This is a genomic window from Pseudomonas massiliensis (genome assembly GCF_000826105.1).
Taxonomy (GTDB): Bacteria; Pseudomonadota; Gammaproteobacteria; order Pseudomonadales; family Pseudomonadaceae; genus Aquipseudomonas; species Aquipseudomonas massiliensis.
Map to the genome: position 1 here is coordinate 727,228 of NZ_CCYK01000007.1, position 20,031 is coordinate 747,258.

20 protein-coding genes are annotated in these 20,031 nt (G+C 63.8%); 5 read left to right on the top strand and 15 right to left on the bottom strand.

Annotated elements, in window-relative coordinates:
* Positions 1-16 precede the first annotated feature (16 nt).
* From BN1188_RS14205 to BN1188_RS14225, 5 genes are read right to left on the bottom strand one after another with little or no spacing between them, the layout of a single operon-like run.
* Complete coding sequence (locus BN1188_RS14205; protein ID WP_040262101.1) at positions 17-1,006, bottom strand: ABC transporter ATP-binding protein; 990 nt, start codon at positions 1,004-1,006, stop codon at positions 17-19.
* Positions 1,007-1,804: an ABC transporter permease gene (locus tag BN1188_RS14210; protein WP_040262102.1), complete on the bottom strand. Its 798-nt coding sequence runs from the start codon at positions 1,802-1,804 to the stop codon at positions 1,007-1,009. It abuts the gene before it with no gap.
* Positions 1,791-2,633 carry an ABC transporter permease gene (locus tag BN1188_RS14215; protein ID WP_040262103.1) on the bottom strand — a complete coding sequence of 281 codons (843 nt, stop codon included), beginning with the start codon at positions 2,631-2,633 and terminating at the stop codon, positions 1,791-1,793. Before BN1188_RS14215 ends, BN1188_RS14210 begins: the two co-directional genes overlap by 14 nt.
* On the bottom strand, positions 2,630-3,436 hold the full coding sequence (locus tag BN1188_RS14220) for an alkaline phosphatase family protein (RefSeq protein ID WP_040262104.1): 807 nt from the start codon (positions 3,434-3,436) through the stop codon (positions 2,630-2,632). The genes BN1188_RS14215 and BN1188_RS14220 overlap by 4 nt, the downstream gene beginning before the upstream one ends.
* Positions 3,437-3,487: 51 nt before the next feature.
* Positions 3,488-4,567: an ABC transporter substrate-binding protein gene (locus BN1188_RS14225; protein WP_040262105.1), complete on the bottom strand. Its 1,080-nt coding sequence runs from the start codon at positions 4,565-4,567 to the stop codon at positions 3,488-3,490.
* A gap of 256 nt (positions 4,568-4,823) precedes the next feature.
* Between BN1188_RS14225 and BN1188_RS14230 the strand changes: the two genes are divergently transcribed.
* Together BN1188_RS14230 and BN1188_RS21615 are read left to right on the top strand one after the other, a co-directional pair.
* Complete coding sequence (locus BN1188_RS14230; protein ID WP_040262106.1) at positions 4,824-5,540, top strand: UTRA domain-containing protein; 717 nt, start codon at positions 4,824-4,826, stop codon at positions 5,538-5,540.
* A 7-nt stretch (positions 5,541-5,547) separates the two neighbouring features.
* Positions 5,548-5,697: a hypothetical protein gene (locus BN1188_RS21615; RefSeq protein ID WP_157395815.1), complete on the top strand. Its 150-nt coding sequence runs from the start codon at positions 5,548-5,550 to the stop codon at positions 5,695-5,697.
* On the opposite strand, the gene BN1188_RS14235 is transcribed toward BN1188_RS21615, so the two are convergent.
* The 6 genes from BN1188_RS14235 to minC all read right to left on the bottom strand — a co-directional run bounded on the left by BN1188_RS14235 (position 5,655) and on the right by minC (position 12,514).
* Positions 5,655-7,811, bottom strand: coding sequence for a mechanosensitive ion channel family protein (locus tag BN1188_RS14235; protein ID WP_040263972.1), 2,157 nt, complete (start codon positions 7,809-7,811; stop codon positions 5,655-5,657). The genes BN1188_RS21615 and BN1188_RS14235 overlap by 43 nt on opposite strands.
* Positions 7,812-7,864: 53 nt before the next feature.
* Positions 7,865-9,154 carry a M18 family aminopeptidase gene (locus tag BN1188_RS14240; protein WP_040262107.1) on the bottom strand — a complete coding sequence of 430 codons (1,290 nt, stop codon included), beginning with the start codon at positions 9,152-9,154 and terminating at the stop codon, positions 7,865-7,867.
* 691 nt (positions 9,155-9,845) lie between these two features.
* Complete coding sequence (locus tag BN1188_RS14245) at positions 9,846-10,481, bottom strand: RluA family pseudouridine synthase (RefSeq protein WP_040262108.1); 636 nt, start codon at positions 10,479-10,481, stop codon at positions 9,846-9,848.
* 76 nt (positions 10,482-10,557) lie between these two features.
* Positions 10,558-10,812: a cell division topological specificity factor MinE gene (minE, locus tag BN1188_RS14250; RefSeq protein WP_040262109.1), complete on the bottom strand. Its 255-nt coding sequence runs from the start codon at positions 10,810-10,812 to the stop codon at positions 10,558-10,560.
* Positions 10,809-11,624, bottom strand: a complete 816-nt coding sequence (gene minD, locus BN1188_RS14255; RefSeq protein ID WP_040262110.1) for a septum site-determining protein MinD — start codon at positions 11,622-11,624, stop codon at positions 10,809-10,811. The genes minE and minD overlap by 4 nt, the downstream gene beginning before the upstream one ends.
* A gap of 137 nt (positions 11,625-11,761) precedes the next feature.
* A complete protein-coding gene (minC, locus tag BN1188_RS14260) occupies positions 11,762-12,514 on the bottom strand; it encodes a septum site-determining protein MinC (RefSeq protein WP_040262111.1) in 753 nt (250 codons plus the stop codon).
* A gap of 120 nt (positions 12,515-12,634) precedes the next feature.
* On the opposite strand from minC, the gene BN1188_RS14265 reads away from it, so the two are divergent.
* Positions 12,635-13,564 carry a lipid A biosynthesis lauroyl acyltransferase gene (locus BN1188_RS14265; protein ID WP_040262112.1) on the top strand — a complete coding sequence of 310 codons (930 nt, stop codon included), beginning with the start codon at positions 12,635-12,637 and terminating at the stop codon, positions 13,562-13,564.
* A gap of 6 nt (positions 13,565-13,570) precedes the next feature.
* Here the strand turns inward: BN1188_RS14265 and BN1188_RS14270 are convergent, their stop codons facing one another.
* The 3 genes from BN1188_RS14270 to BN1188_RS14280 form a co-directional block, all read right to left on the bottom strand.
* A complete protein-coding gene (locus BN1188_RS14270; protein WP_040262113.1) occupies positions 13,571-14,425 on the bottom strand; it encodes a pirin family protein in 855 nt (284 codons plus the stop codon).
* Positions 14,426-14,584: 159 nt separating this feature from the next.
* The gene (locus tag BN1188_RS14275) at positions 14,585-15,361 is read right to left on the bottom strand and encodes an MlaA family lipoprotein (RefSeq protein WP_040262114.1); all 777 of its coding nucleotides are present in this window, start codon (positions 15,359-15,361) and stop codon (positions 14,585-14,587) included.
* Complete coding sequence (locus BN1188_RS14280; protein ID WP_040262115.1) at positions 15,354-16,652, bottom strand: alpha/beta fold hydrolase family protein; 1,299 nt, start codon at positions 16,650-16,652, stop codon at positions 15,354-15,356. The genes BN1188_RS14275 and BN1188_RS14280 overlap by 8 nt, the downstream gene beginning before the upstream one ends.
* Before the next feature lie 210 nt (positions 16,653-16,862).
* On the opposite strand from BN1188_RS14280, the gene BN1188_RS14285 reads away from it, so the two are divergent.
* Complete coding sequence (locus tag BN1188_RS14285) at positions 16,863-17,255, top strand: hypothetical protein (protein ID WP_040262116.1); 393 nt, start codon at positions 16,863-16,865, stop codon at positions 17,253-17,255.
* Here the strand turns inward: BN1188_RS14285 and BN1188_RS14290 are convergent.
* Positions 17,209-18,762: a glycoside hydrolase family 17 protein gene (locus tag BN1188_RS14290; RefSeq protein ID WP_408633625.1), complete on the bottom strand. Its 1,554-nt coding sequence runs from the start codon at positions 18,760-18,762 to the stop codon at positions 17,209-17,211. The two genes, BN1188_RS14285 and BN1188_RS14290, sit on opposite strands and share 47 nt — an antisense overlap.
* A gap of 314 nt (positions 18,763-19,076) precedes the next feature.
* Between BN1188_RS14290 and BN1188_RS14295 the strand changes: the two genes are divergently transcribed.
* Positions 19,077-19,928 carry a glycine betaine ABC transporter substrate-binding protein gene (locus BN1188_RS14295; protein WP_040262117.1) on the top strand — a complete coding sequence of 284 codons (852 nt, stop codon included), beginning with the start codon at positions 19,077-19,079 and terminating at the stop codon, positions 19,926-19,928.
* The last annotated feature ends 103 nt before the right edge of the window (positions 19,929-20,031 follow it).

The following is a 20,031-nucleotide window of genomic DNA, read 5'->3' on the forward strand; positions in this document are numbered from 1 at the left end:
CTTCTTGCGTGGATACTCAAGCCACCTCGCGCACTGCCGATGGCGCGATGCGCAGGCGGACGCGGGTGCCGTTGGGGTGCAGGTCCTCGGCGCAGCGGTTGAGCACGTCCACCACCACCTCCACGCCCTGCGCGCGGACGCGGTAGCGGATGACATTGCCCAGCAGGCTGTGGCTGAGGATCTCACCCTCGCCGTCGGGTTCGGCAGCCAGTTCGATGGCCTCCGGACGAATCGCCTGGGCCTGGGTCAGTTCCCGCTGCAACAGACGGCTCGCGCTGGCGGCATCGAGCACGTTGTAGTTACCGATGAATCCGGCGGCGAAGGCGTTGATCGGCGCGGTGTAAAGGTTCTGTGCATCGCCGCTCTGCACGATCTGACCTTTGTTCATCAGAAAGATCCGATCCGAGAGTGTCAGGGCTTCTTCCTGGTCGTGAGTCACGAATACCGTAGTCAGGCCCAAGGCCTGCTGGATCGTGCGTATCTGCTCGCGCAGATGCTTGCGGATGCGTGCGTCCAGGGCGGACAGGGGTTCGTCCAGCAGCAACAGGCGCGGGCGCGTTACCAGGGAACGGGCCAGGGCTACGCGCTGGCACTGGCCGCCGGACAGCTGGTGAGGGTAGCGGCTGGCGAAGGTGTCCAGCTCGACCATGTGCAGCGCCTCACGCACCCGCTCGCGGCTATCGGCTGGGGAGACTTTGCGCATGCTCAGGCCGAAGGCCACGTTCTGCTCCACGGTCATGTTGGGGAAGAGCGCATAGCTCTGGAACACCATGCCGATGTCTCGCTTCTGGGGCGCCAAGGGCACCAGGTTTTCCCCGGCAAGGAGGATCTGCCCGCCGTCCACGCCAGTCAGGCCGGCGATACAGCGCAGCAAAGTGGATTTGCCGCAGCCGGAAGGCCCCAGCAGGGTCACGAATTCCCCTTGGGCAATATCGAAGTCGATATCGCTGAAAATCGTGGTGGCGCCGTAGGTCTTGCGTAGCCCACGAACGGTGACGTAGCTCATCTAGGGCGTGTCCTTGTTCAGTCGCGTGGCGATCCAGGTCATCACCAGCACGAAGAGGAAATAGGAAATCACCAGGGCGCTGTTGAAGTGGCCGCTGCTGTTGCGCATGTTGTTCAGGTACACCTGAAGGGTTTCGTACTGGGTACCCACCAGCAGGTTGGCGAACACGAACTCCCCGAAGAGAAAGGAAAATGATAGCAACATGGCCACCATCAGGCCCTTGCGCAGATTGGGCAGCACCACCCGCCATGCCGCTTGCCAGGGGCTGGCGCCGAGCAGTTGGGCGGCATCCATCAGGTCGCGCAGGTTGATGGCCTGCAGGTTGTTGGTGATGGCCCGGTACATGAAGGGCAGCGCCACGGTGAAGTAGCAGCCGATCAATATCCAGGGCGTGCCGGTCATGGCCAGGGGGCCGGAGCCGTACAGCTGAAGCAAGCCCACGGACGACACCACCGGCGGCACCGCGAAGGGCAGCAGGATCAGGATGTTCATGAGCCCGTCCAGACGCGGGAAATGGTAATGCACCACGAACAGCAGCGGCAGGATCAGCACCACGGCCAGCGCCAGGGCGCCCACGCAGATGATCAGGGAATGGCCAAAGGCGGCAAGAAAGCGCGGATCCGTCCATAGGGCCAGGTACCACTTGAAGGTCAGGCCGCTGGGCAGCAGCGTTGCGGACCAGCTGGTGGCCACGGAGTAGAGCAGGGTGCCGGCCAGCGGCAACAGCAGGATGAGAAACAGTAGCCAGACCACCACCCGGTGATACAGGCGGGCGGGGGCACGGTCAGCGGCGGCCATGATAGCTCCTGCGCAGTATCCATTGGTGGATCAGGGTCACCAGCGCCATCATCGCTACCAGGATCATGGCCAGGGCGCTGGCCAGGTTCGGGTCCAGGGAGATATCGCCGGCGACCATGGCGGCGATCCGGATCGGCAGCACATTGAAATTGCCCGTGGTCAGCGCGTACACCGTGGCATAGGCCCCCAGTGCGTTGGCCAGAAGAATCACGAAGGTACCGAGCAGCGCCGGCATCAGCACGGGCAAGGCGACGCGTCGCCAGTATTGCCAGGTGCTGGCGCCCAGCAGGGCGGCAGCGTCGCGCCAGTCGTCGCGCAGGGCGTCGAATGCCGGGTAGAGCAGCAGTACGCCAAGAGGCACTTGAAAATAGGTGTACACCACGATCAGCCCTGTCTTGGAGTACAGGTTGAAGTCCTCCAGCAGGCCGCTCTGCTTGAGCAGCAAGGTAATGGCGCCGTTGAACCCGAGCAGGATGATGAACGCGAAGGCCAGCGGTACACCGGCGAAATTGCTGGTCATGTTGGCGAAGGCGGTGACGAAATTGCGCAGCCGTGAGTCAACCTGGCGCAACGAATAGCTGCCGAGTACCGCAATGAGCAAGCCAAGCAGGCTGGACCACAGGCTGATTTCCAGGCTGAACTGCATGGCCTGGCGATAGAAGCGCGAATTGAAGGCCTTGGCGAAATTCGCCAGGCCCCAGCCGTCGGCCCCTTGCAAGCTGCTCACTGCGACCCAGGCCAAGGGCGCCAGCTGGAACACAATGAAAAACAGTGCGAAGGGCAGGGCCCAGAGGGCGGCCAGCCATTTGCCCCGGGGCGCGTCGCTCATCGCAGCAGCTCCCGGCAGGAAGGCTTGTCATGAGGCACGCCGAGCAGGTCGCACACCAGTCCGCACAGCTCCGTCTGACGCGGCGCGGCGTCCGGAGCCAGGCTGAAGGCATTGCCCAGGGTGAAAAGCGGGACCCGCCGTTCTTCAGCCAGCAGGCCGTTGTGGGAACGGTCATTGTTCATGCCATGGTCGGCGGTGATCAGCACCTGATAACCGGCCGCCAGCCAGCCCTCCAGGTAGTCGGCCAGCACGCCATCCACCGCGCGGGTGGCATTGCGGTACTGGCTGCTGTCCAGGCCATGACGGTGACCGGCATCGTCGATGTTCATGGAGTGAGCCAGCAGCAGGTGCGGACGGTGGCGCAGCCGCAGGCTTTCCGCGTCGGCGAACAAATGGGAATCAGGATAATGATCGGCGTAGTAGAAATGCCCATGCTGGATGGGCAGGCCAGGAGCATCGGTATGGCGATCCCGGGCCGGTACGAAGGGGCTGCGGTTATAGAGTTCGCTGACCCAGTGGTAGGCCGCGGCCGCGGTCGAGCGGCCGGCGGCCCTGGCCAGGTGGAACATGCTTTGTTGCGTGGACAACCGAGCGATGCCGTTATGCACGATACCGCTATCGATGGGTGGCACCCCGCTGAGGATGCATTCGTACAGCGGCCGGGACAGGGCCGGTAGCTCGCAGGTAACCGGGTAAAGCGCCGCGCGGCCGGCCTGCACATAGGCCTGGAGGTGGCCCAGCGCGTGTTCGGCCACGTCGTAGGCCAGGCCATCGAGAATGACCAGAATTACCTTGTGTTCCATGCGCGGCCTCGTATGCCGATGGCCGCCGCCCTGCGGGCAGCGGCCGACAGGTTATTGCATCTCGACGATCACTTGCTCGTTCCACTGCTGCGGCAGTGCCTTGGAACTCTTCTCCCAGGCGGCGGCATTTACGATGGGCTTCACGCTCTTGTACTGCTCGGCCGGCAGCAGCTTGGCGGCGACTTCGGCGGGCAGCTTGACCTGGTCAGCGCGGATGGGCCGGGCGTAGCCGTTGGCCAGGTTGATCTGCCCGGCATCGCTGAGGATGTATTCACGCGCCAGCTTGGCCGCGTTCGGGTGCTTGGCGTACTTGTTGATCAGGGTCGTATAGCCGGAGATCACCGAGCCGTCCGAAGGAATTACCACGTCGAAGCGCTTGGGATCGATCTGGTCACGGTAGCTCAGGCCGTTGAAGTCCCACACCACCCCGACTTCGACCTCGCCTTTCTCCAGGGTCTGGATGGTGGGGTTGGCCAGGGACAGGCGGCCGTCCTTGGCCAACTGGGTGAACAGTGCCAGGCCGGGCGCCAGGTTGGATTCGTCACCCTTGTAGGCGATGGCGGCGGCCAGCACGCCATTGGCGGCCTGGGCTGCGGTGCTCACGTCACCGATGGCGACCTTGTATTTGCCCTTTTCCAGGTCATGCCAGCTCTTGGGGGCGTCTCCGTCCTTGACCAGCTGCTTGTTGATGATGAACGCAATGCTGCCGGTATAGGCCAGCATCCAGTGGCCGTCCTTGTCTTTGGCCCAATCGGGGATCTGCGACCAGGTGCTGGGCTTGTAGGCTTGAGTCACGCCCTGGCTGACGGCGATAGGGCCGAACGCGGCGCCGACGTCACCAATGTCCGCGCTGGCGTTGTCTTTTTCCGCGGCGAACTTGGCGATTTCCTGGGCCGAGCTCATGTCCGTATCGGTGTGCTTGAGGCCGTATTTGCTGGCCAGGTCCGCCCAGGTGCCTTTCCAGTTGGCCCAGGCATCGGGCATGCCCACGCTATTGACCTGACCTTCCTTGCGAGCGGCGGCCTCCAGGGCTCCCAGGTCATCAGCAGCCATGGCCTGATTGCCCAAGGCAAGGGCCGAGCCTAAGAGAGAGGCGAGGAACAGTGTTTTGAGCGTGGGCTGTTTTTTCATCTGTTGCTCCGGCGAGTTCAGGATGCGGATTGGTCTAGTTCAGCAATACCCGAGCCAATCTAGTGGCGTGGCGTGACAGTTTGATGTACGTCCAGGCGGCCATCGCCGCTGCGTTGCCTAAGCGTAGCCCAGCCCATGCGCCTTGCCGGGCATTGATCGTCATCTATCGTTCATTTGCATAGCCTAGGCTTGGAAATCGACAAGGGTCGCGTTCAGGCGCTCTCAACGCACTGGTCTAGACCAACAGGGAATCGGCATGGGTGAAAGTGCACCGCGGGCGGTCATCGCAATTGGCGCGGCATTGCAGGAACAGATCGAGCACGGGCTGTTGGTGCCCGGCGCAAAGTTGCCAGCCGAGCGCAACCTGAGCGAGTTGTTCCAGACCACGCGCATTACCTTGCGGGAGGCGCTGTTGCAGTTGGAAGCCCAGGGCCTGGTGTACCGTGAGGATCGCCGTGGCTGGTTCATATCTCCGCCGCGGTTGACCTATGACCTGAACGAGCGCAGCCATTTCCACGCCATGGTGCTTCAGCAGGGCAGGCTGCCCGCGACCGAACTTATCAGTGCCCGGGCGCTGGCCGCGCCAGCGACCATCTGCGACCGACTGGGGCTGGCGCCCCTGGCGCGGGTGTATCGCATCAGTCGGGCTCGACGTATTGACGGGCGCTTGGTGCTGTACGTGGAGCATTACCTTAACCCGGCGTACTTTCCGGGGTTGTTGGCCCATGATCTCAGCCAGCCGCTGACCGAGCTCTATGCCCGGGCCTACGGCATCGAGTATGGGCAGGTACGTTTCGAGCTGCTGCCGACAGCGCTACCGCCAGAGGCGGCGGGTGCCTTGAGGGTGTCTCGGGGGAGCCCAGGGCTGCGCATTACTCGGATCAACCATGACCGTCAGGGCCGGCGAATCGATTGCGACCTCGAATACTGGCGGCATGATGCGATCCGCGTGGTGACCACGGTCAGTCAATGACCAAGCGTTGTCACATGAGCGTAAAGCCTTGCTGGCAGGCTCTGGCCAATGGATAAGCTGGAGCACTGCCATGGGTGAATACGAAGAAGCACTGCTGGAGCAAGCCGCCGAGTCTCAGGATGTTCCGGATATCGAGGACGACGCCGAGGAGCTTTGAACAGGCGCGGCTGGCGGGCCGGCGTGGACCACTTGTACGCTCAGCCGTGGCGTGGCCAGGTCCAGCCCGGCATTGTCCAGGGTGCGCTTGAGCAACAGGTTGAAGGCTCGGGAGATTTCCCATTGCTTGAGTGGCGCCGTCTTGAAGCGCGCCCGCAGCACCGCGGCACCGGACTCGAAGCTTTCGACGCCCTGGAATTCCAGCGGCGACCAGATGTCCCGGCGCAGCAGGGGATCGTTGTGCATCTTCTGTCCCACGTCGCGAATCAGCCTGATCGCGTCATCGATATCCATGGTGTGAGGTATGGCCACCCGGAAAATCGCATAGCCGAACTCCCGGGAATAGTTCTTGATGCTCTTGATCTGGCTGAAGGGGATGGTGTGCACGATGCCGTCGATGTCGCGCAGGCGAACCGTACGGATGGTCAAGCCTTCCACGGTGCCGAGGTGACCGCCCACGTCCACGTAGTCGTCGATGGCCAGGGAATCCTCGACGATGATGAACAGGCCGGTGATCAGGTCGGCCACCAGTGACTGGGCGCCGAAACCGATGGCCAGGCCGATCACACCGGCACCGGCGAGCAGCGGCGTGACGTTCACCCCCATGTTGGCCAGGGCGACGATGCCGGCGATCACGAAGATGGTCACGAACAGCACGTTGCGAATCAACGGCATCATGGTTTGCGCGCGGGCATTGGCCAAGCCCTTGCGCGAGCGGGAAAGCCCATGGTGGATGGCCGTGTCGGCCAGTATCCACACCAGCCAGGCGGACATCAGCGTCCCGGTGAGGCCGAGCAGGCGCATACTGAACTCATGGCCGCTGCCTTCGGTAAAGCGAATGAACGACAGCCCCCAGACCCGCAGGCCCAACTCCAGGAACAGGACCCACACCGCGATATGCGCCAGGGTGAAAGCGAAGCTCTTGAGCCGCTCGCGGTAGGCTTCCTGGCGCCGCGGGCGTCGGCTGGGTTTCTGCGCCTGTCGACTGATGAGCCCGTTGATTACCATGCACACCACCAGCAGCACCGTGCACAGCAGGGACTGGCGCAGCGCGGTGCTGGCGTCTCCCGCGGAGATGAAGGTGGCCACCAGGGATACGCCCACCAGCACCAGCGCGGGCAGGTACCAGTAAGTACCCAGCACCTCCAGGGTATCGGTCATGGCGCGCCGATGCAGGCGGCGCTCCAGGGGCTGATTGCAGATCAGATGGGCGATGGGGCGGCGAAACCGCAGGATGAACAAGCCGCTGAAGAGCGCGGCCAGTACATTGGCCAGGGCAGCGGCGCTGTGGGCCAGATGCACGCCCAACCCGGCCACCAGGCGCGGGTCGCTGATGGCTTCGCCAAAGGCGGCGAAGCTGCCGATCAGCCACATGGGGCGGAAAGCCCGGCGCCGGAGGATATGTAGCGCCTGATGACGATGCGGGCCATCGAGCAGGGAGAAGGCGATGACACAGATGGCGGCAAAGCAGGTGCCGACGACCAGGGCATAGGCCACCACCAGCGCCAGATCCTTGCCAAGGGACGAGGGGATGACGTAGCCGATGCCCAGGGTAAGCACCAGGGCCACCATCCAGGGGCCGATCTTGCGTAGGGCGAAACGCAGCAGGTCCCACGTTCGCGGATGCTGCGGCAGCTCTTCGGGCAGGCCAAAGCGTTCGCGCATGCGTTGGCTGAGCCAGATCAGCGCATAGGCCATAAGCGCCCAGGCCAGCATGGTGGCGGCGAATACCAGCAGCACCACGCCCTGGTCGGTGAAGCGGCTGAAACGTTCGCTCAGTTCTTCCTTGGCCAGGCTCAGTTCGTCCAGCCACTGATTGAGAGGACTGGCCTCGCCAGTGAACTGCTGCTCCAGCGTACGCACCGTGGTACCCAGCAACCCGACCACGCCTTCTTCCTGGCTCGGCTGGGTCTTGCGGCTGGCGTCCCGAAGTTGCTTGAGGTCGCTGAGCAGGCGCGCGCGCTGCTGGTCGTTTTCCAGTGCCGTGATGACCTGGTCCAGGGATTGGTCCAGGGTGGGAGCGGGGGCTTCGCTCTTGCCACCAAGCAGCCCAGGCAAGGGGGCCGCCTGGGCCGGCAGCGCCAGCCAGAGCCAGAAACCGAGCGACCAGGCCATTAGCCAACCCAGGGTCCGGGCCCAGGTCAGGACCCGCCTGGAAACCGCCTCGATCACAGCAGCGCTTGGGCCGCGTAGAACGCGCCCAGTACCTTGACCAGATGGGCCAGGTCGTGACTGCCGGCCAGCTCGCGAATGGAATGCATGGCGAAGGTCGGCACGCCGATATCCACGGTGGGCACGCCCAGGCGGCTGGCGGTGATCGGCCCGATGGTCGAACCGCAGCCCATGTCGCTGCGCACCACGAAGCTTTGCACGGGCACCTCTTCGGCCATGCACAGGTGGCGGAAGAAACCGCCTGTTTCGCTGTTGGTGGCGTAACGCTGGTTGCTGTTGACCTTGATCACGGGGCCGGCATTGAGCTTGGGGCCGTGGTTGCCGTCATGCTTGTCGGCATAGTTGGGGTGCACGCCATGGGCATTGTCCGCCGAGACCAGCAGCGAACGCTGGATGGCGCGCACGAAGTCGTCGCCTTCGGGCAACAGGCGCTGCAGGGTCTGCTCCAGCAGCGGGCCGTCGGCGCCGCAGGTGGAGCTGGAGCCTACCTCTTCATGGTCGGTGCACACCAGCACACAGGTTTCGTCGGTTTCAGCACGCAGCAGGGCCTGCAGGCCAGCGAAGCAGGACAGCAGGTTGTCCAGGCGCGCCCCGGCGATGAAATCCTGGTTCAGGCCGATGACGGCCGCGGGCTGGGTGTCATAGAAACTGAGCTCGTAATCCAGCACCACGTCGGCGGTCACGCCGTGTTCCTTGGCCAACTGATCGGTGAGCAGGGCACGGAAGTCGAAACGTTCGTCGCCGTCGACCTGGGCCAGGATGGGCGGAAGCTCGTTCTGGGCATTGATCGGCCAGCCCTCGTTGGCGCCTCGGTTGAGGTGGATCGCCAGGTTGGGAATGACGGCGATCGGTATGCGGAAGTCCACCAACTGGCTGGCGACCCGGCCATCCTGGCGGAAGGTGACCCGACCGGCCAGGGACAGGTCGCGGTCGAACCAGGGCGCCAGCAGGGCACCGCCGTAGACCTCTACACCCAGCTGCAGGAAGCCCTGGCGTTGCAGTTCCGGTTGTGGCTTGACCCGCAGGCAGGGGCTGTCGGTATGGGCGCCGACCAGGCGCAGGCCGTTCGCCACAGGCGAGGCTTTGCCCAGGCGGATGGCGATCAGAGAGGAGTCGTTGCGAGTGACGTAGTAGCGGCCGCCAGGCGTTGTTGCCCATAGCTCGCGTTCATCGAGGCGCCGATAGCCCGCTGCTTCCAGGCGTTGAACCAGGCTGGCGGTGGCATGGAAGGGGGTAGGCGAGGCCTTGAGGAAATCGATCAGGCCTTGGTTGAGCGTGTCGCGCATTGGGGTACTCCAGGCAGCAATGCCCCGAGTCTAACCCACATCGTCCTCAGGTAGGAGCCAGCGAAGCTGGCGAACGCGGTGAGACCCAGCGCCAGCTGCCGAACCAGCCTGTTCCGGTAGGAGGTAGCGAAGCTGCCGAATACGCCTGTTCCCCAGCTGGCGCTGGGTCCCACAAGGCCCGGCTCAAGAGCGATTCAGAAAGGCGCTCTGCCCCGGTGGGAGGTAGCGAAGCTGCCGAACGAGCCTTCCCCAGCTGGCGCTGAGTCCCACAGGGCCCGGCTCAAGAGCGGTTCAGAAAGACGCTCTGCCCCGGTGGGAGGTAGCGAAGCTGCCGAACGAGCCTTCCCCAGCTGGCGCTGGGTCCCACGGGGTCCAACTCATGAGCGGTTCAGAAAGGCGCTCTGCCCCGGTGGGAGGTAGCGAAGCTGCCGAACGAGCCTTCCCAGCTGGCGCTGGGTCCCACAAGGCCCGGCTCAAGAGCGGTTCAGAAAGACGCTCTGCCCCGGTAGGAGGTAGCGAAGCTGCCGAACACGCCTGTTCCCCAGCTGGCGCTGGGTCCCACGGGGTCCGGCTCATGAGCGGTTCAGAAAGGCGCTCCGCCCCGGTAGGAGGTAGCGAAGCTGCCGAATACGCCTGTTCCCCAGCTGGCGCTGGGTCCCACAGGGTCCTGCAGGGTGAGGCTGAGACCGGATCAGAAAGGCGCGGGGCATTCGAAGCGCAGGCGCTCACCGCTGACCGGGTGGCTGAAGGCAAGCATGCTGGCGTGCAGGCACAGGCGCGGCGCGGCAGCCAGCGCGGCTTCATGGGCGTAGAGCCGATCCCCCAGCAAGGGGTGGCCGATGCTCAGCATATGTACGCGAAGCTGATGGGAGCGGCCAGTCACTGGCGTCAACTCTACCCGCGACCAGTGCGGATGGCGTTCCAGTACACGCCAGAAGGTGAGCGCATGCTTGCCCTGTTCATGGTCGACCACATGGCGCGGCTTGGTGGGCGGGTCGTAGCGCAGGGGCAGGTCGATGCTGCCACTGTCCAGGGCCGGTTGCCCCCAGCACAGCGCGGTGTAGGCCTTCTCCGTTTCCCGATCATGGAACTGTCGGGACAATTCCCGATGACTGTCGGGGTTACGCGCCAGCAGGATGATCCCCGAGGTTTCCCAGTCCAGCCGGTGCACGATCAGGGCTTCGGGATAGCCGTTTTCCTGCAGGCGGGTGATCAGGCAGTCCTTGTTGTCCTCGGCGCGGCCAGGCACCGAGAGGAGCAGGGTGGGTTTGTCGATCACCAGGAAAGCCGGGTCCTGATGGAGGATGCGGACATTGGAAAGGGGCATTGCCGGAAGGTCTCTTCAAAACATGAACGGCGCCACCGAGGCCAGGCTTCGGTGGCGCCGTTTCACACCTGCCCGGTCAACGGTCGGGAAGGGTGATGTTCAGTTCGAGGATCGAACAGCTGCCCTGGTTTTCAAGGGCAACCTGAACGTCGTCGTTGTCGATGCTGACGTATTTGCGGATAACTTCCACCAGCTCTTTCTGCAGCGCAGGGAGGTAGTCTGGCGTGGTGCGTTGACCGCGCTCGTGGGCCACAATGATCTGCAGACGCTCTTTCGCGACCGAGGCGGTGCTGGCCTTCTTGCGGTCACGAAAGAAGTCGAAAATATTCATTCACGACCTCCGAAAATGCGCTCGAACCAGCCTTTCTTCTTCACGTCGAGGAAACGGTGCTCGACCGTCTTGCCCAGCAGGCGATCCACCGCGTCGCTGTAGGCCTGGCCGGCATCGCTCTGTTCGTCGAGGATCACCGGCACGCCCTGGTTCGAGGCCTTGAGCACCGCCTGGGACTCCGGGATCACGCCCAGCAGGCGGATCGCGAGGATCTCCTCCACGTCTTCGACACCCAGCATCTCGCCCTTGCTCACGCGCTCGGGGTTGTAGCGGGTCAGCAGCAGGTGTTCCTTGATCGGATCTTCGCCATTCTCGGCGCGCCGCGACTTGCTGGCCAGCAGGCCAAGCATGCGGTCGGAGTCGCGTACCGAGGACACTTCCGGGTTGGTGACCACGATCGCCTCGTCGGCAAAGTACATGGCCAGGCTGGCGCCTTTCTCGATGCCCGCCGGCGAGTCGCAGATCACGTACTCGAATTCTTCCTTGAGTTCGGTCAGTACCTTTTCGACGCCTTCCTGGGTGAGGGCGTCCTTGTCGCGGGTCTGGCTGGCGGCGAGCACGTAGAGGTTTTCCAGGCGCTTGTCCTTGATCAGCGCCTGCTTGAGGGTGGCCTCGTTGTTCACCACATTGACGAAGTCGTACACCACGCGACGCTCGCAGCCCATGATCAAGTCGAGGTTACGCAGGCCCACGTCGAAGTCGACGATGACGGTTTTGTGGCCGCGCAAGGCCAGGCCGGTGCCAATGGCTGCGCTGGTGGTGGTCTTGCCTACACCACCCTTGCCGGAAGTAACCACGAGAATCTTGGCCAAGGTGCAATACCCCTAATGAAAAGGACGTTGTTCGTCCTCGAAAACGTGAAGATGACGATGGTTTGCTTATTGAATGGCGCCAGGCACGGCCGACGTGGGTTGCCGGCTCGTTACGCATAAAATGGCGGCAGTATCCGTTAAAGACGAGTGATGTTCAACACATCGGCGCTCAAGCTGACCTGCACCGGGGCGCCCCAGAGCGGGTCTCGCCGCAGGTCCTCGGCGACCTTGTATTGCCCGGCGATGGACAGCAGTTCCGCGCCCAGTTGCTGACAGAAGATGCGCGCTCGGGTATCACCCTTGATGCCCGCCAGGGCACGGCCGCGCATCGGGCCGTACACATGGATGTTGCCATCGGCCAGAAGTTCCGCGCCGGAACTGACCGAGGACACCACGATCAGGTCGCCGCCCTGGGCGTAGATCTGTTGTCCGCCGCGCACCGGCGTGGTGATCACCCGGGTAGGCTGGCGCACCGGCGCCGGGGGTGGGGTTTCCACCACGGGCGGGGCGGGTGCCGGCTTGGGATCCTCGGCCGGCTCGACCGGCCGCTCCCGTGCGGTGGAAGGCGGCAGCACCGGCAGGTCGATGGCGATGGCCGCGGCAATGTCTTCGATCCGCGCGGCGCGAATGGCCAGGGTCCGCAGGCCATGGTGGCGGCACACCCGCATCAGCCCAGGCAGGTCGATGGCGCCTTCACTGGCCGGGAGCTTGTCCAGGGCCAGCACGAGGGGCGTGTTGCTGAAGAAGTTCGGCGCCTGGGCTACCTTGGCCGCGAGCTGGCGGTCCAGGCCCTCGAGGTCGTTGCGGGCCAGCTCCAGCACGGTGATGGCGAGCATGCTGCCCTTCAGTTGAAACACGGCTTCCTGCTGCTGAGGTTCGGTTTGGCTCATGGTCGGCAAATGTCGCCCTGTCGCGAAAAAGTGCCGTGACTTATAGCGAGAACGCTTGCCAGCCGCAAGCCGGGCGCAACCCATGTAGAATGCCGCCCTTTGTCACTGCCGGATATGCCCATGCCACGACCGTCGTTTCGCCGCGCCTTTCTTCACCCCCGTCATTGGCCATTGTGGCTGGGGTTGGGGTTGCTCTGGCTGACGGTACAACTGCCTTACCCGGTACTCCTGCGCATAGGCGGCCTGCTGGGGCGGGCAATGGGAGTGTTCGCCACCGATAGACGCATGATTGCCGCACGAAACCTTGAATTGTGTTTTCCCGAGCTCTCCCGCCAGGAGCGCGCGCGCTTGCTGCGGGAAAACTTCCGCTCCACCGGCATCGCCTTCTTCGAAATGGCCATGAGCTGGTGGTGGCCCAAGGCTCGCTTGGCGCGCCTGGCGAAGATCGAAGGCTTGGAACACCTGCGCCAGGCTCAGGCAGCCGCGGAGGGAGCCATCCTGATGGCTGCGCATTTCACGACCCTGGAAATTGGCGCTGCCTTGCTCGGCCAGCATCACACCATCGACGGCATGTACCGCGAGCATGGTAACCCGGTGTTCGACTACGTCCAGCGTCGCGGGCGCGAGCGGCATAACCAGGATGCCCTGGCGGTCGAGCGCGAGGACGTGCGCGGCATGATGAAGCTGCTGCGCAAGGGGCGGGCGATCTGGTATGCGCCCGACCAGGACTACGGCGCCAAGCAGAGCGTGTTCGTGCCGCTGTTCGGCATTCCCGCGGCCACCGTGACCGCAACCAGTACCTTCGCGCGGCTTGGCAAGGCGCGCGTGATTCCCTTTACCCAGGTACGCCTGGCGGATGGCAGTGGCTATCGCCTGGTGGTGCATCCGCCCTTGGCCGATTTCCCGGCCGAGACAGTGGAGGAAGACTGCCTGCGGATCAATCAGTGGGTGGAACAGGCCATTCGTGAATGCCCCGAGCAATACCTCTGGACCCACCGGCGCTTCAAGTCACCGCCCGAAGGCACGCCGCGGCTCTATCCGAAGCGCTGAGCCGACTCAGGCGGTGAGCCTGTTGGCGTGGAAGTCCCGCATCGCCTGTTCGATTTCTTCCCGGGTATTCATCACGAACGGGCCGTACTGCACGATGGGTTCGTTCAGCGGCTTGCCCGCGATGAGCAGCACCCGCGCCCCCGTTTCGCTGGTCAGGCGCACCTCGCCTGTGTCGGAGAGCCTGGCTAGGTGCCCGGCTTCGATCGGGGCAGCATGGCCTTCGAGGCCCAGGGCGCCTTCATAAATGTACAGCAAGGCCCGATGCCCCTGCGCCACACGAGGTGAGACGGACGCACCCGGGGGGAGGTGAATGTCCAGGTAGAGCGGCTCGGTGTCCGGCCGCTGGACCGCGCCCGGCTGACGCAGGGTACCGTCGTCGAAGGTGCCAGCGATCACGACCGCGGTAACGCCCTCGCGGGTTTGTACACGAGGGATGCGTGCCGGGGGAATGTCCTCATAGGCGGCGTCGCTCAGCTTGGTCTTGGCCGGCAGGTTCAGCCATAGCTGGAAACCGCGCATCACCCCTTCTTCCTGTTCCGGCATTTCGCTGTGGATCACCCCACGGGCGGCGGTCATCCATTGCACGCCACCGCTGCCCAGCAGCCCGACGTTCCCCATATGGTCTTCGTGACGCATACGCCCCTCGAGCATGTAGGTCACGGTTTCGAAGCCACGATGCGGATGCGGCGGGAAGCCGGCGATATAGTCGTCAGGATCGTTGGAACCGAACTCGTCGAGCATCAGGAAGGGATCGAAACGCTCGATGCCCGGCCCGCCAAGGATACGCAGCAGCCGTACGCCGGCGCCGTCGGAAGTGGCCTGACCACGGTGGATGTCAAGGATCTTGCGAAATTCGGGCATTAGGGAAGCTCCAGCAGCGATGGGGCCATGGTAGGCCCCTCGCGCGGGAAAATGGGTGAGTTTTTCGGCAGGTGATGATCAGGGAATTCGATGAATCCGTTCCTGTGGGAGCTAGCGCCAGCCAGCGAGGCCCCGGTGAGCGGCCTCCCACAGGCCAGGCTACTCGTTGATCTGCAATTTGCGGGCTTCGGTATAGACGTAACGCACCTTTTCATACTCGAACGGCGAGTTCAGCTGCCCATAGCGGAAGCTGGTGGTGTAGCGGCGATCCACGGCGCGCAGCAGGAGGATTTCCGGGTGGCGCCCGCTTTCCTCGGACACGTTGAGGAAGTTGATCTGAGACTCGGCAGCGAAGTCCGTGATCAGGCCGGTGGTGTCCCGCAGGTTGGACGGGCCGAAGATCGGCAACACTACGTAGGGGCCTTCCGGTACGCCGTAGTAGCCCAGGGTCTGGCCGAAGTCTTCGGTCTGGCGCGGCAACCCGAAATGAGTGGCCGGATCCCACAGGCCGGCAACGCCCAGGGTGGTGTTGACCAACAGGCGTCCGGTAATGTCCAGGGAGCGCTTGCCCTTGAGCTGGAGTGCGGCGTTGAGCAGGTTGCTCACATCGCCCAGGTTGTTGAAGAAATTGCTGACACCCGTGCGCACGAAGCTTGGGGTGATATAGCGATACCCACGCACCACGGGGAGGAATACCCACTCGTCGAAGCGGTAGTTGAAGTGGTAGACGCGACGGTTCCACGATTCCAGCGGGTCATAGACATTCAACGCGGTGAGCGTGGAGCGCTCGAACTCGCGCTGGTCCAGGCCAGGGTTGAACTTGAGCTGCTTGAGCGGCTCCTTGAAGCCATCCGGGTCAGTCGGGTTCCGGCCATCATCGGCCTGGGCTGCCCCTGCGCACAGCAGGGCGGCAATGAGCAGGGCTTGTTTAACCACGGAAGAACTCCAGAATTGCGTCGCTGTTGACTCGGTAGTTGAGGTTGCCGCAATGACCGCCGTAAGGGTACAGGGTCAGCCGCTCGCCAAAGGTCTTGCGCAGGAAGCCGATGTCGCCAGGGCCCAGGATCACGTCGTCGGCGTTATGCATGACGGCGATCTTGCTGCTGTTCTGCAGATAATCCTTCAAACCATAGAGGCTTACCTGGTCGATCAGCTGCAACACGCTGCCGCCATCGGTGCGCGCCCGCCACATGGGGATCACCTGTTCGGTCATGTAGCAGTCGAAGTCACACTGCATCGCCACGCGCATGAAGTCCGTGAGGCTGGTGCCTTCGCGGATCGGGTACTTGGGCGGGATGATCAGCCCGCGACGGTTGATCAGGTCCGAAGTGAAGGCAATGTCGGCGGCGGAGAAGCGGAAGGACACGCCGATCAGCATGGCCATCTGTTCGTTGGTGAGGTGCTGCTTGGACTGCTGGAAGTCATACAGCAAGGCTTCGTTGAGGTCGATGTAGCCTTTCTGCTGGAAGTAGCGGGTCAGCTTTTTGAGCACCAGCTCATAGAACGTGGTGCTGTTATTGATGCCCTTCACTTCGGTCTGGGTGAGCTTGTCCAGGTTGTTGATGGACGTGTACAGGTTGACCGGCGGGTTGAGCAGCAGCACTTTCTTGAAGTTGAAGCTGCGTCGCGTTTCGTCCAGCTTGCTGACGAAGGCTGCATCCAGCCCGCCCAGGCTGTAGCCGGTGAGGTAGTAGTCGGTCACCGGCAGCTTGGGGTGCTGGGCCCGCACGCTCTGCATCACCCGATACAGATCCTCGGCGTCCTCGCTGCTGATGCCGGGTGTGGCGAAGCGCGAGGCAGCGCTCATGAAGTCGTAGCTGGTGGGCGAGGACAGCTGCACCACATGGTAGCCGGCCTGGTAGAACAGCTTTTTCAGGTATTCGTTCAGCGTGCTGTTGTAGGCCGCGCCCGTGCCAGCGATCAGGAAAATCAGCGGAGCGGCGTGGTCCTGCTCGGCCAGGCGGTAGCGCAGCTTCTTCACCGGCCAGAAGTTGTCCGGCAGGATGAACTCACGCTCGGGGCGGATGTTCAGCGTGTAGTCGGCCTGGTCGATGTCGTCGTCCAGGGGCAGCTTGGGCCGCAGGTCAGGCGGGGTGGAGGCGATGGTCGCCTCGAACGGGTTGGTCAATGGAAACCCGTACGTGGCCGGGTCAATGTCCTTGGCCACCGAGTACGCACTCATGAAGAGGCCGCCCAACAAGGCAGCGAGGCGCAATGATCGAAGCATGTGATGTTTCCTGACGGCGAGATGCTGACTAGACAATCGCCATGATGGCGAGTTGCCAAGCCTCGGAAAAGTTTTTCGAACGCAACGGCACAGGGGCGCGGATGCGAGACGATACACCGATTAAGGCTTCGGTATGTAGAGACTTTCTGTCGTTTTGTGCTAGTTGTCGCTCATATTGCCCATAGGGCGCGGGTAGAAGGAAACCTGCTCTTGAAATTCTCTTCGAAAGCCGCGTTCGCGTTGCTCCTGCTCTGCCTGTGGGTTGGGGCCGCCTATGCCGTGCGCTATGGCCTGATGGAGCACACTGCCTGGATAGGGCGATGTGCCGCGGACCCTGGCGTCTGGGCCTGCCAGGCTCGGGCAGGCCTGGGGCTGGTGATCCACTGGGGCGTGCTGCCTTGGGCAGGCTTGCTCCTGGCAGGTGTTGGCTGGGCCCTTGGTGGTCGGCGTGGCCGATGGTCGGCGGGCCTGGGCCTGGCCAGCGCCATTCCCGGCCTGGTGCTGTACACGGCCTCGCTGGCGGCCGTGGCCGTGGTACTGGCCGGGTTGCGAATCGTCAGGCCTGATGGGCGCGAAGCCCACGGCCCAGCGTCCAGGCCATGACCGCTACCACCATGGCCCAGCCCCAGGCATAGGGGTTCTGCCAGCTTTCGCGCGTCAGTTGAAGAGGAATGCCGACCACGCAGATGGCTGTTAGCAACCGCGCGGTCGGCAGCGGCAAGCTGGCCGGCCGCCACGCCAAGAGCAGCGCGGGCAGCAGCAGGCCCGCGGTAGCGAAACTGCGATAGCGCGGGTCGAATACCATCCATAGCGTTTCCACGGCGATGGCGAACCCGGCGGCCAAGGCCAGCCGCCCATGCCAGGCTTCGAACCCCTTGGCGATTGGCCGGCGCCAGCCCCGCGGGGTGCCCAGGGTCAGGCTCGCGTCTATCAGCAAGGCCAGGGTAAGCCCGGCCAGGCCTGCTGCCCAGGCCCATTCGCCGGGGAAACGTGCCTCTATCCAGGCCTGACGTATCCATAACGCCAGGCAGGCACCCGCCAAAGCGCCCAGCCAGGGCAGGCTCACCGCGGCCCTGGGCGAGCGTGGTCGGCCAGCCATGGCCAGGGTGAGCGCCAGTATCACCGCGGCCAGCGCCAGCCAGCCCCGCCAATGAGGCTCATTGCTCACCGGGCCGAACAACACGCCCTTGTCCTGGCGGTCGGCATCGAGCATGCCCCAGTAGCCACCCACGGCGCCCTCGTTGTTGCGCTTCCAGGGCTGGTCGATGGCTTCGATGAGGTTGTAGCGCCAGCCCAAGCGTTCAGCCATTTGCACGAAGCCGCGCACGAAGCGCGCCTGGTCGAGCGGACTGGGCTCGGCCGTTTCCCGCCGTCTGCCCTGACTCGGCCAGCCGGTTTCGCCAATGAACACCGGCTTGGGCCCGTAGCGCTCGACGAAATCATCGTGAATGGCCCGGACATGGTCTAAGGCGGTAGCCACGGGGTGGGGCAGGTCCTCCCAGTACGGCAGCAGGTGCAGGGTGATGAAGTCCACTTCGGGCGCCACCTGAGGGTACAGCGTCCAGTATTCCCACACGTCCGCGTAGGTGACGGGCTGCTTCACCCGTGCCTTGACCTGGCGCACTAGTTCGACCATGCGCTCGCCCGTGGCTTCCTTGCGCAGCAGTACCTCATTGCCGACGATTACCGCGCTGACGACATCCGGGTTGGCATTGGCCGCGGCAACCAAAGCGTCCAGTTCTTTCTGGGTGTCGGCCGGGTTGTTGTTCACCCAGGCGCCCAGCATGAGCGTCAGGCCATGCTGTCGCGCCAGTGCCGGCAGGCCCTCGAGTCCGGTCATTGAATAGGTGCGCAGGCAGCTGAACTGTTGGCTGAGCAGCGCAAGATCCTGTTCAAGCTGCGCGGGGCGAATGCTTAGCGGCTGCTCGAAGGGCGATTGGTCTTTGCCGAAAGGGGAATAGGACGCGCATTGCAAGCGCTGGCCCATGGGCACCGCGTCGGGCAGTGCCACCGACCGGCCCTGGACATACCAGAAAGCGAGCATGGCACTACAGGCCAGGGCGAGGGAAAGACCATACAGGGACCAGAGGCGGGAATAAGCGGAGAGCATGGGCAGGCCAAGCGGCAGTGAATGCGCCGATCTTACGCTGTGCCAGCGGGCCTGAACACGCTTGGCCATGCAAGGAACGGGCTGGCGCAAGCGCAACGGCGGGTGAGTGGCCTAAGCGTTGTCGCGCACGGCCGTCTGCAGGTCGCACTCAGAACCGGCAGCGAGGCCGCGCAAGCCGATGATCAGCCTTGCCGGCACTGCCGGCCGTGGGCAGGCACCGCGTTCGCACCATTGGAGCGCAGTGCCGGGTAACCTGCGCCATGCCAATACAACAGGCCCGGCGGATGGGCCGGGCAACCTGATTAGGAGCGACCATGAAAGCGCGAACACTGTGGGGAGCAGGGGCGGCTTTGCTGCTGGCGATGGGCTCGGGCCTGGCCAATGCCAAGACAGAGCTGAGCATCGGCTACGTGGATGGCTGGTCCGACAGCGTGGCCACGACCTTCGTCGCGGCCGAGGTGATCAAGCAGCAGTTGGGTTATGACGTGAAGCTCATGCCCGTGGCTACCGGCATCATGTGGCAGGGGGTTGCCACCGGCAAGCTGGACCTGATGCTTTCCGCCTGGCTGCCCGTCACCCATGGCGACTATTGGGAGAAGAACAAGGACAAGGTGGTGGACTACGGCCCCAACTTCAATGATGCCAAGATCGGCCTGATCGTACCGGAGTACGTCAAGGCAAAGAGCATTGCGGACCTGAACACCGATGCCAGCTTCGGCAAAAAGATCGTTGGCATAGACGCGGGCTCCGGAGTAATGCTCAAGACCGACCAGGCGATCAAGGATTACGGGCTGGAGGGCTACAAGTTGCAAGCCAGTTCCGGCGCCGCCATGACCTCCGAGCTGGGCCGCGCCTATGACAAGCAGCAATCCGTGGCCGTCACGGGTTGGGTGCCCCACTGGATGTTCGCCAAGTGGAAGTTGCGCTTCCTGGAAGACCCGAAAGGGGTCTATGGCGCGGCCGAGCACGTGGACAGCGTGGGCAGCAAGCAGTTGGAGACCAAGGCGCCGGAGGTGGCGGCCTTTCTCAAGCGCTTCACCTGGAAGGATGCCGATGAAATCGGCGGGGTGATGCTGGAAATCCAGAACGGCAAGAAGCCGGAGGAGGCAGCCAAGGCCTGGGTCGCGGCCCATCCCGAGCGGGTGAAGGAGTGGACGGCTAGATAGCCTGTGCTGTGGGACCCAGCGGCAGCTGGGGAATGGTTGGCCTTTGGAAGCCACCATTCGGCAGCTGCGCTGCCTCCTACCCTGTGGGACCCAGCGGCAGCTG